General features: G+C 72.8%; 14 protein-coding genes. 8 read left to right on the plus strand and 6 right to left on the minus strand.

Going from position 1 to position 15,303, the window contains the following annotated elements:
- Positions 1-42 precede the first annotated feature (42 nt).
- From ABZX11_RS13300 to sigJ, 4 genes are all read right to left on the minus strand, one after another.
- The gene (locus ABZX11_RS13300; protein WP_176174767.1) at positions 43-762 is read right to left on the minus strand and encodes a DUF2786 domain-containing protein; all 720 of its coding nucleotides are present in this window, start codon (positions 760-762) and stop codon (positions 43-45) included.
- A gap of 18 nt (positions 763-780) precedes the next feature.
- A complete protein-coding gene (locus tag ABZX11_RS13305) occupies positions 781-1,368 on the minus strand; it encodes a TetR/AcrR family transcriptional regulator (RefSeq protein WP_354912855.1) in 588 nt (195 codons plus the stop codon).
- Positions 1,347-2,144 (minus strand): SGNH/GDSL hydrolase family protein, encoded by a 798-nt coding sequence (locus tag ABZX11_RS13310; RefSeq protein WP_176174769.1) that lies wholly within the window; start codon positions 2,142-2,144, stop codon positions 1,347-1,349. The genes ABZX11_RS13305 and ABZX11_RS13310 overlap by 22 nt, the downstream gene beginning before the upstream one ends.
- A 75-nt stretch (positions 2,145-2,219) precedes the next feature.
- Positions 2,220-3,077, minus strand: coding sequence for an RNA polymerase sigma factor SigJ (sigJ, locus tag ABZX11_RS13315; RefSeq protein WP_354912857.1), 858 nt, complete (start codon positions 3,075-3,077; stop codon positions 2,220-2,222).
- Positions 3,078-3,176: 99 nt separating this feature from the next.
- Between sigJ and ABZX11_RS13320 the strand changes: the two genes are divergently transcribed.
- Positions 3,177-4,154 carry an NAD(P)H-dependent oxidoreductase gene (locus ABZX11_RS13320; RefSeq protein WP_354912859.1) on the plus strand — a complete coding sequence of 326 codons (978 nt, stop codon included), beginning with the start codon at positions 3,177-3,179 and terminating at the stop codon, positions 4,152-4,154.
- A 4-nt stretch (positions 4,155-4,158) separates the two neighbouring features.
- On the opposite strand, the gene ABZX11_RS13325 is transcribed toward ABZX11_RS13320, so the two are convergent.
- Positions 4,159-5,631: a GAF domain-containing protein gene (locus ABZX11_RS13325; RefSeq protein ID WP_354912861.1), complete on the minus strand. Its 1,473-nt coding sequence runs from the start codon at positions 5,629-5,631 to the stop codon at positions 4,159-4,161.
- 104 nt (positions 5,632-5,735) lie between these two features.
- On the opposite strand from ABZX11_RS13325, the gene adh reads away from it, so the two are divergent.
- From adh to ABZX11_RS13360, 7 genes are all read left to right on the plus strand, one after another.
- Positions 5,736-7,259, plus strand: coding sequence for an aldehyde dehydrogenase (gene adh, locus ABZX11_RS13330; RefSeq protein ID WP_354912863.1), 1,524 nt, complete (start codon positions 5,736-5,738; stop codon positions 7,257-7,259).
- Positions 7,259-7,627, plus strand: a complete 369-nt coding sequence (locus ABZX11_RS13335) for a DUF779 domain-containing protein (protein WP_354912865.1) — start codon at positions 7,259-7,261, stop codon at positions 7,625-7,627. Before adh ends, ABZX11_RS13335 begins: the two co-directional genes overlap by 1 nt.
- A gap of 41 nt (positions 7,628-7,668) precedes the next feature.
- Positions 7,669-8,352, plus strand: a complete 684-nt coding sequence (locus ABZX11_RS13340) for an MOSC domain-containing protein (RefSeq protein ID WP_354912867.1) — start codon at positions 7,669-7,671, stop codon at positions 8,350-8,352.
- Positions 8,342-8,944: a TetR/AcrR family transcriptional regulator gene (locus ABZX11_RS13345; RefSeq protein ID WP_354912869.1), complete on the plus strand. Its 603-nt coding sequence runs from the start codon at positions 8,342-8,344 to the stop codon at positions 8,942-8,944. Before ABZX11_RS13340 ends, ABZX11_RS13345 begins: the two co-directional genes overlap by 11 nt.
- A 111-nt stretch (positions 8,945-9,055) precedes the next feature.
- Positions 9,056-9,529 carry a hypothetical protein gene (locus ABZX11_RS13350; RefSeq protein ID WP_354912871.1) on the plus strand — a complete coding sequence of 158 codons (474 nt, stop codon included), beginning with the start codon at positions 9,056-9,058 and terminating at the stop codon, positions 9,527-9,529.
- A 118-nt stretch (positions 9,530-9,647) separates the two neighbouring features.
- Entirely contained in the window at positions 9,648-13,145 is a 3,498-nt protein-coding gene (locus ABZX11_RS13355) for an ALF repeat-containing protein (RefSeq protein WP_176174776.1), read from the plus strand.
- A 16-nt stretch (positions 13,146-13,161) separates the two neighbouring features.
- Entirely contained in the window at positions 13,162-13,644 is a 483-nt protein-coding gene (locus ABZX11_RS13360) for a hypothetical protein (RefSeq protein WP_354912873.1), read from the plus strand.
- A gap of 39 nt (positions 13,645-13,683) precedes the next feature.
- On the opposite strand, the gene ABZX11_RS13365 is transcribed toward ABZX11_RS13360, so the two are convergent.
- Positions 13,684-15,249, minus strand: a complete 1,566-nt coding sequence (locus tag ABZX11_RS13365) for a beta-N-acetylhexosaminidase (protein ID WP_354912875.1) — start codon at positions 15,247-15,249, stop codon at positions 13,684-13,686.
- Between the last annotated feature and the right edge of the window lie 54 nt (positions 15,250-15,303).

Genomic DNA, 15,303 nt, shown 5'->3' on the forward strand with positions numbered 1-15,303 from the left:
AAGCGGAAGTGATCGCCGCCGCGATAGCGGCAACCGGGGGACTCAGCGCAGGGCTTTGCGGCGCCGCGTCAGCGCGGCCGGGTCGAGGTTGGCCCGGGTGCCGGCGTCGTGGCCGTCGAGGTAGCCGCTGCCCGACAGGCGCCGGGGTGCGGCGGCGCGCAGGTCGCCGTACTCGGCGTCGAACGCGTGCTGGACCATCTGCGCGCGGTCGCGGACCACCAGCTCCGCCGAGCGCGCGCCCGGCACCGCCGTGCGGACGGCTTCCTCCTCGGCGTGGGAAAGCCGTTCGTGCACCGCGCGCGCGAAGCCGTGCAGCCACGTGCGCCGGTACGCGGCCAGTGACTCGCCGGGGAAGAACCCGCCCGGCCGGACGCGGGTCAGCTGCGTGCCCGCCTGCAGCAGCAGGCTGGTGAACAGCAGCTCCACCCGGCCGAGGTCGGAGCGGAACCCGAACACCGTGACGCTCTCGACCTTCTGGCCGAGGCGGTGCAGCAGCGTCCGGCAGCGCAGCGGGTACGCGACCGAGGTGAGCAGGCTCGCCTTGTCGCGGCTGTACGGGTCGTTCATCGGGATCGTCAGCGTGCCGATCTCGTCGGAACTGGCGCCCGACGCGGCGAGCATCGCCTGGTCGATCCCATAGCGCGCGACCAGCTCGGCGGCCTTCTGGTTGTACGCCTCGGCTTCCGCCTCGGTGACCGCCGGGTCTTCCGCCTTCGCCAGCAGCTTGCGGATGCGCTCGAGCTGCGGGTCTGACTCGGTCATGCCGGAGAGGGTATTCGATCAGGTGTTCGGGCGCGCGGACCGGGTCGGCGTGTCGAGGTAGGCGTCGAGCGTGACGGCCAGCGCGGCTTCGGGGGACGGCGCGAAGCTGGCGTCCGCCAGGCCGCCCCACAGCCACAGCTGGGCGAGCCCGTGCAGGGCCGCCCACAGCGACGCGGCCACCAGCCGCAGGTCGGCACCGGACCGCGCGACCGGGGTCGGCACCGCCGCCACCAGCACGGCGAAGGTGTCGAAGACCGCGCTCGTCGCCGCCGAGAGTTCCGGGTCGTCCGGGTCGATCAGGTCGCGGCGGAACATCAGCTCGAACATCGCCGGGTTGGCCAGCGCGAAGTCGAGGTAGCTGTGGCAGGCCGCGGTGAGCCGTTCCCGCGGCGAGGTCTCCGGCAGCGTCTCCCGGCGGGCGAGCAGCTCGGCGTACCCGCGGGTCGCGACGGCGGACAGCAGCTCGGCGCGGCCCGAGAAGTGCCGCAGGGGTGCGCCGTGGGAAACCCCGGCCGCCTTGGCGATCCCGCGCAGGGTGACCGCGCCGACGCCTTCCTCGGCGAGCAGTTCCGACGCCGTCGCGATCAGGCGTTGCCGGGTGCCCATGCCTCGTCCAAAGCCATCGGGAGCAGGTCGGGGCGCTTCGGGAGGAAGCCGTCGCCGGGTTGGCGGCCGATCAGCCGGTTGCGCGTGCGCGTCACGGCGACCGGCAGCACCTCCCGGACCAGCCACTGCAGGTCGGCGCGCCTGCTGCCGGGCGCCGCGGTGCCCGGGAGGGGCGCGAGCCAGGCGGGGTCGTGGTCCAGGCCGAGCCGGGCCAGGACGTACGCGGCGAGCCGGCGGTGGCCGTGGGCGGACAGGTGCAGGCGGTCGGCGCCGAAGTAGCGCGAATCGGTGACGGCCTGGTCCGGCCACAGGTCGATCAGCAGGGCCCCGTAGCTGACGGCGGCCTCGCGGATGGCGTCGTTGAGCGCGACGATCCGCGGCCGCATCCGGTGGCCGAGCGGCATCCGGCGGGAGACGTCGCTGAGCGTGAAGGTGACGACGACGGGCGCGATGTCCGTGCAGGCCCGGACGGCGGCATCGACCCGCCGGGCGACGGTGCGCGCGTCCCAGCCCCGGCTCATCACGTCGTTGCCGCCGCCGAAGAGGGCGACCAGATCGGGTTCGAGACGCGCGGCGGCCGGGAGCTGCTCGGGCACGATCTGGTCGAGCCGCCGCCCGCGGACGGCGAGGTTGGCGTAGCGGAACCCGGGCTCGTCCTCGGCCAGCCGTGCGGCGACGAAGTCGGCCCAGCCGCGGTAGTGGCGCCGGTCGGGGTACGGGTCGTCGAGTCCTTCGGCGCAGCTGTCGCCGACGACGACGAAACGGTGGTAGCTCATCCCGATCTCCGTAACCCGTGGTTCACCTTGTGGACACTGTCTATCAAACTTCTGTAGACGGTGTCTACTTCGAGTTCACCCGAGCCAGGGGCGCAGCTTTTCGGGGTTCCGCACCGCCCAGATCCGGGTGATGCGGCCGTCCTCGACGTCGAAGGAGTAGACGGCCGCGAGTTCGTCTCCGCGCCGGAGCAGCAGGCCGGGCTCGCCGTTGACCGTCCGCTCCACGAGGGTCAGCACCCCGGAGGCCGCGAGGTCGGCGACGTACCGCGCGACCGGCTCGCCGCCTTCGATCGGCAGCAGCGCGGCGCGGACCACGCCGCCGCCGTCCGCGGTCAGGGTCGCGCCGGGGTCGAGGAGGCCGACCAGCGCTTCGATGTCGCTCGCTTCCCACGCTTCCTTGAAGTCCCTGATCAGGCCCGCCCGGCCGCGAGCCGGGGCGCCCGGCGAGCCGGCGCGGACGCGGCGGCGGGCCGCGGAGGCCAGTTCCCGGCTCGCCGCCGGTGTCCGGCCGGTGATCTCGGCGACCTCGGCGAACGAGTACCCGAAGACGTCGTGCAGCACGAGGGCCACGCGCTGGGCCGGTGTCATCGCTTCCAGCGCGACGAGGAACGCCATGCTCACCGACTCGTCCAGGGTGATCCGGTCGGCCGGGTCGGGCTGGTCGGGCAGTGGCTCGGGCAGCCACTCGCCCACGTACCGCTCGCGCCGGACCCGGGCCGAGCCGAGGACGTCCAGGCAGATCCGGCCGGCCACCGTGGTGAGCCACGCGCCCGGCGAGGAGATCGCGTCCTGTTGCGCCGGGGTCAGGGCGTACCAGCGGGCGTAGGTCTCCTGAACGGCGTCCTCGGCTTCGGTCAGCGAGCCGAGCAGGCGGTAGGCGAGGTTGACCAGCTGCCGTCGCTCGGCGACGACGATTTCCGATGGCGTTGTCATGTCTCCTCCGACGATCCAGCCTGCCCGACCGTCAGGACCTGACATTCGGGCGTCCCGTTTCGTCGTACCGGTCGGAACCAACCGAACAGGGGAGAAACGATGACCAAGATCGGGATCGTGCTCGGCAGCACCCGTCCGGGCCGCATCGGCGACCAGGTCGCCCAGTGGGTGCACGAGCGGGCCGCGCGCCGGGAAGACGCCGAGTTCACCGTGATCGACCTGCGGGACCACCCGCTGCCGCACCTCGAGGACCCTCCGGGCTTCTCGGGGCAGTACGACGACCCGCGCACCCGGGCCTTCGCCGCCGTCGTCGCGTCCTGCGACGGGTTCGTGTTCGTCACCCCCGAGTACAACCACTCCCTCCCCGGGGTGCTGAAGAACGCCCTCGACCACGTCTACGTCGAGTGGAACACCAAGGCGGCCGGGTTCGTCTCCTACGGCGGGGTCGGCGGCGCCCGGGCGGTCGAGCAGCTGCGGCTGGTCTGCGGCGCCCTGCAGCTGGCCGACGTGGCCCCGCAGGTCACGCTGCCGCTGGCGACCGAATTCGACCTCGGCACCGTCTTCGCGCCCGGCGAGCACCAGTTCGCCGCGCTGGACACGCTGCTCGGCCACGTCGTCGCCTGGAGTGCCGCGCTGGCGCCGCTGCGGGCCGGGGGTGCCGAGGCCGCGGTCCGGGGCAGGCTCGACGCGGTCGTGGAAGCGCTGCGGGCCAAGGATCTCGAGGCCCTGCGGCGGATCTACGCGCCGGACGTCGTGTCCTTCGACGTCGAACCGCCGCTGCAGCACGTCGGGACCGACGCCAAGCTGAAGAACTGGGCGAAGGTGTTCACCATCTTCGAAAAGGTGGACTACGAGCTGCGCGACCTGACCATCACCGCGAGCGGCGACCTCGCCGTCGGGCACGGCTTCGGCCGGGTCAGCGGGACGCTGAAGAACGGCGTGGTGACCGACGGCATGTGGGTCCGGGCCACCTTCGTCTTCCGGAAGACCGGCGACGGCTGGGTGATCGTGCACGACCAGGCGTCGGTGCCGTTCGACGTGGCGAGCGGCCGGGGCGTGGCCGACCTCGAGCCGTGACGGCTCAGGCGAGCCGCCTGCGGTGGGCGGCCACGGCGGCCCGCCGCGGGTCGGCCGGCGGGAGCGTCCGCAGCAGCGCGTCGAGCACCGCGAAGTCGTCGGCACCGCAGGCCGTTTCCCAGAACGACCACAGCACCGCCGGGTCGCCGCTGTTCAACGCCACCTGACGCACCTGGGCGGTCAGCGTCTCCCGCTCCTCACGGATCGCCGGCGCTTCCGACTCCGGCAGCAGGGGCCCGCGGAAGACGCGCAGCGCGTCGGCCGGGGCACCGGAGCGGACCGCCGTGCGGGCGCGGAGGAAGTCGGCGTCGACGTCCGCGGCCAGGCGGTACGGGCGCGTCTGCACCACCGACGCGCCCAGCTGCGAGCGCAGCCGGTGGATCTCCGCGCGGACCGTCACCGGGTTGCCGGTCTCGCCGTAGAGCTGCAGGGCCAGCCGTTCCGCCGAGAGGCCGTTCGGGTGCAGGGCCAGCAGGGTCAGGATCTCCGCGTGCCGCAACGTCAACGGCACTTCGCGACCGTCCACAGTGGTCGTGTGGGCGCCGTCGGACAGGAACTGCAGGTGCAGCCGGGCCCGGTGGGTGCCCGACGGGGACGCCAGGCGGAGCAGGTAGCCCTCGGACAGCGGTTCCACCGTGGCGAGGCGGCCGTCGGGCAGGGCGACCGTCCCGCCGCCGCGGCGGACGTCCACGGTGGACGGCAGGGTGCACGCCTCCGCCGCGAGCACCCGCCCGGCCGCCGAAAGCAGCGCGCCCGGGCGGCCGCGCAGGGCCGCCAGGTGCGGCATGTTCACCCGCCGCAGCCGTTCGTCGCGGACCGCCAGCTGGGCGCGCAGCTGGCCTTCCGCGAGCTGCGCGGTCGCCGTGACCAGGGAAAGCATGGCCGGGTGGACCGTGCGCAGCGGCCCGCTGACGTCGATCGAGCCGAGCAGCACGCCGGTCTCGGGGTCACGCACCGGCGCCGCCGCGCACGTCCACGTGTGGTAGCGCCGGACCAGGTGTTCGGCCGAGTAGATCTGCACCGGCTCGCCGGTGGCCAGTGCCGTGCCCATGGCGTTCGTGCCGATCGCGGTTTCACTCCACTGGGTGCCTTCGGTGAGGCCGACGCGGTCCCCGCGCACCAGCTGGCCCGCCGCGCCCTCGCGCCAGAGGATCAGGCCGTCGGCGTCGGTGACGATCATCAGGTGCTCGGCGTCGTCGGCGATGCTCACCAGCATCTGCCGCAGCACCGGCAGCACGGGCGCCAGCGGATGGGCCTCGCGCAGCGCGGCCAGGGCGGCGGTGTCGTGGACGAACGGGGCCTCGCCCTCGTCCGGGTCCACCCGGGCGGCCAGTGACCGGTTCCACGAGTCGGAGACCACGGAGCGTGGCGACCGCGGGCCCGGCACGCCGGCCAGCACCGCCTCGCGGACGTGCCGCAGGAGCCGCGCGTACGACTCCGGGTCGCGCAGCAGCTCGGGTTCCGGCGACTCTGCCACGTCTGCCAGCGTAGGTACCGGACGCGCCGCGGTGCAACGCGCGTGCAACGTTGCCGGACCTACCTTCGCCGCACCCGATCACTCCGAGCAACGAGGCAGGGAAGATGGTCCAGTACGCCGCACCGAACACCGAAGGCAGCGTCGTCAGCTTCGAGGCGCGCTACGACCATTACATCGGCGGCGAGTACGTGCCGCCGGCGAGCGGTCAGTACTTCGAGAACCCGACGCCGGTCACCGGGAAGACCTTCTGCGAGATCGCCCGCGGCAACGCCGAGGACGTCGAGAAGGCGCTCGACGCGGCCCACGGCGCGGCGCCGGCGTGGGGCCGGACGTCGACCGAGGAGCGGGCGAACACGCTGCTCAGGATCGCCGACCGGATGGAGCGGAACCTCGAGGCCATCGCCGTCGCGGAGTCGTGGGAGAACGGGAAGCCGGTCCGCGAGACGCTGGCCGCCGACATCCCGCTCGCCATCGACCACTTCCGCTACTTCGCCGGTGCCCTGCGCGCCCAGGAGGGCGGCATCTCGCAGATCGACGAAAACACCGTCGCCTACCACTTCCACGAGCCGCTCGGCGTGGTCGGGCAGATCATCCCGTGGAACTTCCCGATCCTGATGGCGGTCTGGAAGCTCGCCCCGGCGCTGGCCGCGGGCAACGCCGTCGTGCTCAAGCCGGCCGAGCAGACGCCGGCCTCGATCCACGTGCTGATCTCGATCATCGGCGACCTGCTCCCGCCGGGGGTGCTCAACATCGTCAACGGCTTCGGCGTCGAGGCAGGCAAGCCGCTCGCGTCGAGCAGCCGCGTCCGGAAGATCGCGTTCACCGGCGAGACCACCACCGGCCGGCTGATCCTGCAGTACGCCAGCGAAAACATCATCCCGGTGACGGTCGAGCTCGGCGGCAAGAGCCCGAACATCTTCTTCGACGACGTCGCGGCCGCGAACGACGCCTTCTACGACAAGGCGCAGGAGGGCTTCGCGCTGTTCGCGCTGAACCAGGGCGAGGTCTGCACGTGCCCGTCGCGGGCGCTGATCCAGTCCGGCATCCACGACCGCTTCCTCGGCGACGCCGTCGAGCGCGTGCGCCGGATCAAGCAGGGGCACCCGCTCGACACCGAGACGATGATCGGCGCGCAGGCGTCGAACGACCAGCTCGAGAAGATCCTGTCCTACATCGACATCGGCAAGCAGGAGGGCGCGGAGATCCTCACCGGCGGCGCCCGGACCGACCTCGGCGGCGAGTTGTCGGGCGGCTACTACGTCGAGCCGACGGTGTTCGCCGGCGACAACAAGATGCGGATCTTCCAGGAGGAGATCTTCGGCCCGGTCGTCTCGGTGACGAAGTTCGACGACTACGCGGACGCGCTGAAGATCGCCAACGACACGCTGTACGGCCTGGGCGCGGGCGTGTGGTCGCGTGACGGCAACGTGGCCTACCGCGCGGGCCGCGACATCCAGGCGGGCCGGGTGTGGGTGAACAACTACCACGCGTACCCGGCGCACGCGGCCTTCGGCGGCTACAAGGCGTCCGGCATCGGGCGGGAGACGCACAAGATGATGCTGGACCACTACCAGCAGACGAAGAACCTGCTGGTTTCGTACTCCGACCAGGCGCTCGGGTTCTTCTGATGACGCAGAGGGCCGACCTGACACCGGCCGCCGCGGCGCTGTTGCGGCGGCTGGTGTCGCACCACGGACCGGTGATGTTCCACCAGTCCGGCGGCTGTTGCGACGGCAGCGCCCCGATGTGCTACCCGGCGGGCGAGTTCCGCACGGGCACCTCGGACGTGCTGCTGGGCCGGCTCGAGGTCGACGGCATCGAGCCGGTGCCGGTGTGGATGTCGGGGCCGCAGTTCGAGTACTGGAAGCACACGCACCTGACGATCGACGTGGTGCCCGGCCGGGGGAGCGGGTTCTCGCTGGAGGCACCGGAGGGGGTGCGGTTCCTGATCCGGTCCCGGCTGCTCACCGACGAGGAGTCGGCGGCGCTGGGCTGAAGACGGCCGAACTGTACGAACGGTCGTGCTACCTTCTCCCCATGAACGTCGACGGCGTGTTTGTGGGGGAACCGAGCGTCCTGGGGTACCGGCGGGAGCGCCCGGTGCTGAGCGCGATCACCAAGGCGCGGGTCACCGTGCCCGAGCTGGCACTGACCGAGCTCAACCTCGACGGCGACCGCCAAGCCGACCTGACCGTGCACGGCGGCGTCGACAAGGCCGTCTACGTCTACCCGGCCGCGCACTACCCGGCCTGGGCGGCCGACGGCGTCGACGCCGAGCCGGGCGGGTTCGGTGAGAACGTTTCGCTGTCCGGGGTCACCGAGGACGACGTCCGGATCGGGGACGTCTGGGCCTGGGGTGACGCGCTCGTCCAGGTCTCGCAGCCGCGGCAGCCGTGCTTCAAGCTGGCCATGAAGACCGGGCGCAAGGACATCACGCCGCTGATGATCGACAGTGGCCGGTGTGGCTGGTACCTGCGCGTGCTGCGGCCCGGCACCGTGCCGACGGCCGGGCCCGTCGAGCTCGCCGAACGCTCGGACGGGCCGACGATCACCGAGGTCTACCTGATTTCCTTCGCCAACTACGGGCAGCTGCCCGAGGACAAGGTCGACGCGGCGCTGGACCTCGCCGACCGGGTGCTGGCCGCACCGGCGCTGTCGGCGGCCTACCGCGACGGCGTCCAGTCCACTGTGGACCGCTGGCGGGCGCGGCGTGCCGGGTGACGGCCGGGTTGCCCGCGGGGACGCGACCCGGCGCCTGGTGCTGCGGCGGGCCGTCGACGTCGCTTCGATCGACGGCCTGGAGGGGCTCTCCCTCGGCCGGCTGGCCACCGAGCTGGAGCTGAGCAAGAGCGGGGTGTTCGCGCTCTTCGGCTCCAAGGAAGAACTGCAGCTCGCCACGATCGACGCCGCGCTGGAGATCTTCCGCTCGCACGTCGTCACCCCGGCGCGGGCGGTGGCGCCCGGGCTGCCGCGGCTGCGCGCGATCTGCGAGAAGTGGCTGGACTACTCGGCGAAGCGGGTCTTCCCCGGCGGTTGCTTCTTCTTCAACGTCGGCGCGGAGTTCGACGCGCGCCCGGGGCGGGTGCACGACGCGGTGGCCGCGGCGAGCGGCTCGTTCGCCGCCTTCATCTCCGAAACCGCGGCCGAAGCGGTCGCGCTCGGGCACCTCGACGCCGACGCCGAGGTGCTCGCGTTCGAACTCCACGCGCTGGGCCGTGCGGCCAACGCCGATGCCGTGCTCGACGGCGGATTCCGGCCCTATGAGCTGGCCCGGCGGGCGATCCGGGCGCGGCTGGGCGATTCGGTGCGGTAGCGGTCACGACGGCGGGTTTGCCGTTGACTTCCGCTGTGTGCCGTCCGTAAGATCGGATTCGGTTCGGGGATTCGAGGCGGTCAAAAGCCGCCTTTTCAGGGGGATGAAACTGTGAAGAAGTTCGCGCGCCCGCTGCTCGCGGGTGCTCTTTCCGCTGCCGTTCTGCCGTTCGTTTCCGGAACCGCGGTCGCGGACGACGTGCCACCGCCGATCGTCGAAGAGTACGACTACCCCGGTGCCGACGCGATCTACGCGCAGTACCACATCCGGCTGCTCAAGGGTGACGGGCACATCCTGTTCACCGACTGCGCCGCGACCGGCCCGCTGGTGAAGGTGTGGAGCCGGATCGCCGAGCGGTCCTACTTCTGCTTCCGCATCACCGGGGACTCCGGCTACCTGACGATGGACGTCCCGGACGTGTTCGCGATCACCGGCGACGCCCACGAGCTCAAGGCCACCGTGGTGATCAAGGGCACCGCCACGCCCACCGACGTCATCAAGAACACCTACACGCCGGTCGGCGAGGGCGTCGACCCGCAGAACGGCTTCACGCCGCTCGTCGAATTGCGGTCCGGCCGGTCCTGAGCCACGCCGGTCTGTTCCGCTGACCGGTATTCCACCCATTCGCGCGGTCCGGCCGCGGTGATTTTTCACGCGGCCGGTTCCGCGATTTCGTCGTGCCCAAAAAAGGGGGAGACGACAGATGAAATCGTTCCGCAGACCCGTGGCCGCCGTGCTGGCCGCCGTGGGTTTCCTGTCCGGGGTCACCGCACTGCCCGCGGCCGCCGCCGAACCGGCGCCGCCGTCCGAACGGGTGCAGGCCCTCGACCAGCTCAAGACCGGCGGGCCCGGCGTCCAGGCCGCCGCCGAGCGTGCCCTGTGCGGCACCGACGCCGACGTGCACGCCTTCCTGACCGCCGGCCTGGCCGTCGCCGCCGAGCAGGACCTCCGGGTGCGCATCTCGCAGCTCGTGTCGCGGGCGGGCCCCGGGCTGCGGCGCGCGCTGCAGACCGCGGCCGGCGGCACCGTCCCGGAGATGCAGGCTTTCCTCGACACCGGCTGGCAGCAGCCGAGCCTCGACGACCTGCGCGTACAGGTCACCCAGGCGCTCGCCGCCGGTGGTCCCGGTGTCAAGCGCGCCGCCCAGACGGCGCTGGCCGGTACCCCGGAACAGCAGCGCGAATTCCTCAGCACCGGCCGGGCGCGGGCGCAGGCGAGCGACGACCGCGTGCGCGTCACCCAGCTGATGGCCGCGGGTGGCCCGCAGGTCAAGCGGGCGGCGCAGATCGCGCTGGACGGCACCGACGAAGACGTCTCCCGCTTCCTCACCGCCGGCTACCCGGTGGCGGTCGCGCAGGACCACGAAACCCTGACCGTGGCCCAGCTCGCGGACCTCGCTTCGGACGCGCAGACGCGGGCCGCGGCCCAGACGGAGGCCGCGAAGGAGGCCGCCGCCCAGGCCGTGCAGGCCGCGGAGCTCGCCAAGCAGGCGGCGCAGCGGGCGGCCCAGGAGACCGAAGCGGCGCGCAACGACTCCCTGACCGCGGCCGCCGCGGCCGGCCGGGCGGCCGACGCGGCCCGGCGTGCGGCGGAGGCGGCCAAGACGGCGATCCGGGCGGCCTCCGCGGCCACCGAGTCGGCGCGGATCGCCGCGAGCGCGGCGTCCCAGGCGGCCACCGCCGCCGTGCAGGCCGGCCAGGCCGCGACCAACGCGCGCAACGCCGCCGCCGCGGCCGCCACGGACGCCGGCCAGGCGGACCGGGCCCGTCAGGCCGCGGTCGACGCCCGCCAGGTCTCGTGGAACGCCCGCAAGGCCGCCGACGCGGCCCGTGGTGCGGTCACCGCGGCCCTCGCCGCGGCCAGTGCGGCCAGCGCCGCGGCGTCGGCCGGCCAGAACGCCACCGCGGCCGGCGATGCCGCCGACGCGGCCGGCGGGTTCGCCGAGCAAGCCGGTGCGCAGGCCGACCGCGCCCGCCGCGCGGCCCAGCAGGCGAAGCGGCAGGCCGCCGAGGCGACCCGGGCGGCCAACGCCGCCACCGCGCTGGCGAACGAGGCGGTGGGGGCGGCGAACCAGGCCGCCGCGGCCGCGGATTCGGCCGCCGCGCACGCCGATGCGGCGGCCACTGCCGCCGAGGAAGCCGCCGCCCACGCCGGGGAAGCCGCGCACGCGGCCGAACGGGCCGAAGCCGCCGCGCGCGAAGCGGACACCGCCGCGAACGACGCGAAGACCGCGGCCGACACCGCCGCGACCGTCGCCGAGACCGCGCGCAAGGCCGACCTGGAGCGGCTGGCCCAGCAGGAGGCCCAGGAGACGGCCGAAGCCGAAGCGGCGAAGGACGCCGAAGCGGACGCCCAGGCGGACGCCACCTGGACCGCAGGAGAAGAAGCCAAGCTCGACGCCGAAACCCAGCGCCTGCTCACCGAAGCACGCGCCCCGGGCGCCGACGCGGCCCTGGTCACCCGCAACGGCCGCAAGGCCGCCGCGGGCCTGCGCAAGCTCGGTGGCCCGTTCACCCGCACCGCCGCGGAAACGGCGCTGACCGGCGACGACTTCGACGTCAAGGCGTTCGTCACCACCGTCCAGCCCGCCACCCAGGGCAAGGACGACCGGGCCAGCGTCGCGGCCATCGCGGCCTCGACCGCCCACCCGGCCGAAGCGACGACCGCGCGGACCGCGATGGTCGGCACCGACGCGCAGGTGCAGGACTTCCTGCGCAACCGCCGGTACCCGGGCAGCGAAACCGACGACCGGGTGCTCGCCACCCAGATCGTCGCGGCAGGCGGACCCGGTGTGCAGGCCGCGGGCCGCCGCGCCCTCGACGGCACCGCCGACGACGTCCGGGCGTTCCTGCGCACCGGGCAGTACACCGCCCGCGAGGCCGACGACCGGGTGCTGGCCACGCAGGCCGTCTCGACCGGCGGGCCGGAGGTGCGCGCTTCGGCGCGGGCCGCGCTGGCCGGGCCGGCGAGCGTCGTCCGGACGTTCCTGGAGTCCGGGCTGTACCGGGCGCGGCAGCGGGACGCGCTGACCGCCACCCACCGGGCCGAGGTCGCCGGGTACGTCGCCGACGCCGCCCGCTCGGCGGCGCTGGCCCGGCAGAACGCGGCCGAGGCGGCCAAGGCCGCCGCGGTGGCCCGTGGCGCGGCCGGCGACGCGGATCGCTACGCGCAGCAGGCCAAGGACTCCGCCGACCTGGCGAAGACCTACGCCGCGCAGGCCGCGGCGTCGGCACAGGACGCGAAGACGTCGGCGGACGCGGCGGTGCAGTCGGCGAACCAGGCCAAGCAGGCCGAGGCCGCCGCCCAGCAGGCGGCCCAGCAGGCGCAGCAGTCCGCGAACAAGGCACAGGCGTCGGCTTCGGACGCGGCGGCATCGGCGTCCGACGCGCGGACGGCGGCGGCCGACGCGGCGAAGTCGGCCGCGGACGCCAACCTCAGCCGCGACCAGGCGGTGCAGGCCGCGGCCGACGCCTTCCAGCGGACGATCGACCTGTACCTCCGGGAGATCGCCGAGGCCAATGGCGGCAGCCGTCCCGACATGAGCGATCCCGACGGGCACCCCTACAGCGACGACGAGGCGGGCCACCCGGCCTACCACGAACCGACGCCGTGGGAGCGGATAGGGCTGCAGGACTACATCAACATGCTGACCATGGAGCAGGGCGCGGCCGCGCTGTTCGTCTGCCACAACCGGCCGATCACCTGCGCCCTGTTCGACCACTGGGCCAAGGCGAGCGGTCAGGACTACGTGCTGAGCGCCGACCAGATGCGGGACTTCTACAGCGATCCGCAGTGGCAGGCCGAACTGAACACCCGGCTGGCGGCCTACGCCAACCAGGCCGCGGCCAAGTGCACCGGGCCGGTCGGCTCCACGTGCGCGCTGAAGCTGGACACGAACTGGCTCGGCTCGCAGTTCACGCAGGTGTCCGACCACATCTTCGCGTTGCACTCGTTCGAGTACCGCGTCACCGGCGACCTCACCGCGCGGGTGACCGGCAACGGCACGGTGCAGCTGACCGGCGGCTACCGCGTGGACCTGAAGAAGGCGTACAACTTCGACCCGGACAAGCCGCCGATCGAGGTGCACGGTGTTGACTACAATGTGAAGGACCTGGCGCAGATGCCGACCGTCGGCCTCGCGCGGGACTACACCGTGCAGGGCAGCACGAACCAGAACCTCGACATCGCGGGGCACCGATGAATCCGCAAGGAGTGCGATGCGTGCACGGCCGCTGACGGCCGTTCTCGGGCTCCTCGCCGCGGCCGCCGTGCTGGCCGGCTGCGGCGAGGAGCCCGACCCGCGGGCCTACCCGGGCAGTGAGAGCGGGGTGAGCTGGGAAGACGCCGCGGCGCGGTACCGGATCTCGCTCCCGTCGTGCCCGGTCGAGGGGTTCCGGTTCGACGTCCAGCCGCCGCTCACCGACCGGCTGGCGGTCACCTTCACCGCCCCGAAGTCCTGTGTGGACGGTTACCTGCGGCAGTACGGCGTCGACCCGGCGAACCCGCAGGGCGAGGTCGGGCCGCAGGACCCGCCGTTCGACGCCGGGGAGATGCGGCAGTTCGGGTGGGTGCTCGACCCGAACGTGCGGTACGACCTCTACTTCGGTTTCCACGCGCCGGACCGGTGGTCGACGTTCTGGGTGCTCGTAAAACGGGGCCCGCAGGAAGTGGTCTACCTGCGCAGCAAGACCTTGGGCTGACCGCGGTGCGGGCCACCTCTCGCGAGGTGGCCCGCCCGGTCACTTCCAGTCGACCTGCGGGGAGCGGTAGAAGTTGATGCCCTGCGCCACCCAGCGCGGGCTCTGCTTCGCCAGCCGCACGCGGTAGGCGTCCCAGTTGTGCGTCGCCTTCGGGGACCAGCCGATCTCCGCGATGCCCGGCAGCCGCGGGAACGCCATGTACTCGATGTCGGCGCTGGTCCGGATGGTCTCGGTCCACAGCGGCGCTTCGACGCCCGCGATCTGGCTTTCGCCGACGCCGGTGACCAGCGACGCGGGATCCCAGTCGTAGCCGTCCTCGACCTCGATCAGCGCGGCCCAGTCCTGGCCCAGCGGGGTCTGCTCGGTGTACTTCATGTCGAGGTAGGCGAAGTTCGCCGGCGACATCAGGATCTTGCTGCCGCGCGCCGCGGCCGCCGCCACCGAGGGGTTGTCGCCGCCGAAGTCCCAGTACTGCGGGACCGCCGACGCGGGCGGGTCCGACTTCGCGATCTCGTGCCAGCCGGTGACCTTCTTGCCGTACTTGGCGACGATCGGCTGCACCTTCTTCTCGAACGCGAGGTAGTCCGCGGGCGGGGTCGAGTGTGCTTCGTCGCCGCCGATGTGCAGGTACGGGCCGGGGGTGATGGCCGCCAGCTCGCGGACGACGTCCTCGACGAACTTGTACGTGATCGGCGAGGAGATGCACAGCGAGCTGTAGCCGACCTCGGTGTCCGTGCGGACCGGGACGGCCTTGCCGTCGCAGTTCAGCTCCGCGTACGTCGACTGCGCCGCGTTGGTGTGGCCCGGCATGTCGATCTCCGGGATCACCGTGATGTGCCGCGAGGCCGCGTACGCGACGATGTCCTGGTACTGCGCCTGCGTGTAGTAGCCGCCGGGATCGCCGTCGACGGCGGTCTTGCCGCCGACCGTGGCCAGCTTCGGCCAGCTCTTGATCTCGATCCGCCAGCCCTGGTCGTCGGCCAGGTGCAGGTGCAGCGTGTTGACCTTGTACTGGGCGATCTGGTCGACGTACCGCTTGACCTGGTCCGGCTTGAAGAAGTGCCGGGCGACGTCGAGCATCGCGCCGCGTTCGGCGAAGCGCGGGTAGTCGAGGATCGTGCCGCCCGCGACCGTCCACGTCCGGTGCTGCACCCGCTTCGCCTCGATCGCCGACGGCAGCAGCTGCCGCAGCGACTGCACGCCTTCGAAGAGCCCGTCGGCGGTGTTGGCGGTCAGCGTGACGCCGTCGCGCGTGACCTTCAGCCGGTAACCCTCGGTGCCGGTCCGCGGGTCGTGGCCCAGCTCCAGCGCGATCGCGGGCAGGCCGGCGGCTTGCGGCACGACCGGCAGCGGGTAGCCGGTGGCCGGGCGCAGCAGGCCGCGCAGGTAGTCCGCGACCTGGCCGGCGCCCCGGTCGGCGGTGATGACGGTGGCCGGCGTGAGCTTGAAGGCGCCGCGCGGGTCGGCCTTCGCGGAGACGGGTGCCGGCACGACGTCGGTCACGCTGCGTTCGGGGGCGGCCGGGGCCGCCGTGGCGGAAGCGGGCAGGCCGGCGGCCGTGAGACTCACGACGGCCGCGGTCAGGACGGCTCTGGACAAGCGCATCGAAGCACCTCCGGTCGGGGACTCCCTGCAAAGGTACAGACCAGCGGGTGCATT

It is taken from the genome of Amycolatopsis sp. NPDC004169 (genome assembly GCF_040610315.1).
Classification (GTDB): Bacteria; Actinomycetota; Actinomycetes; order Mycobacteriales; family Pseudonocardiaceae; genus Amycolatopsis.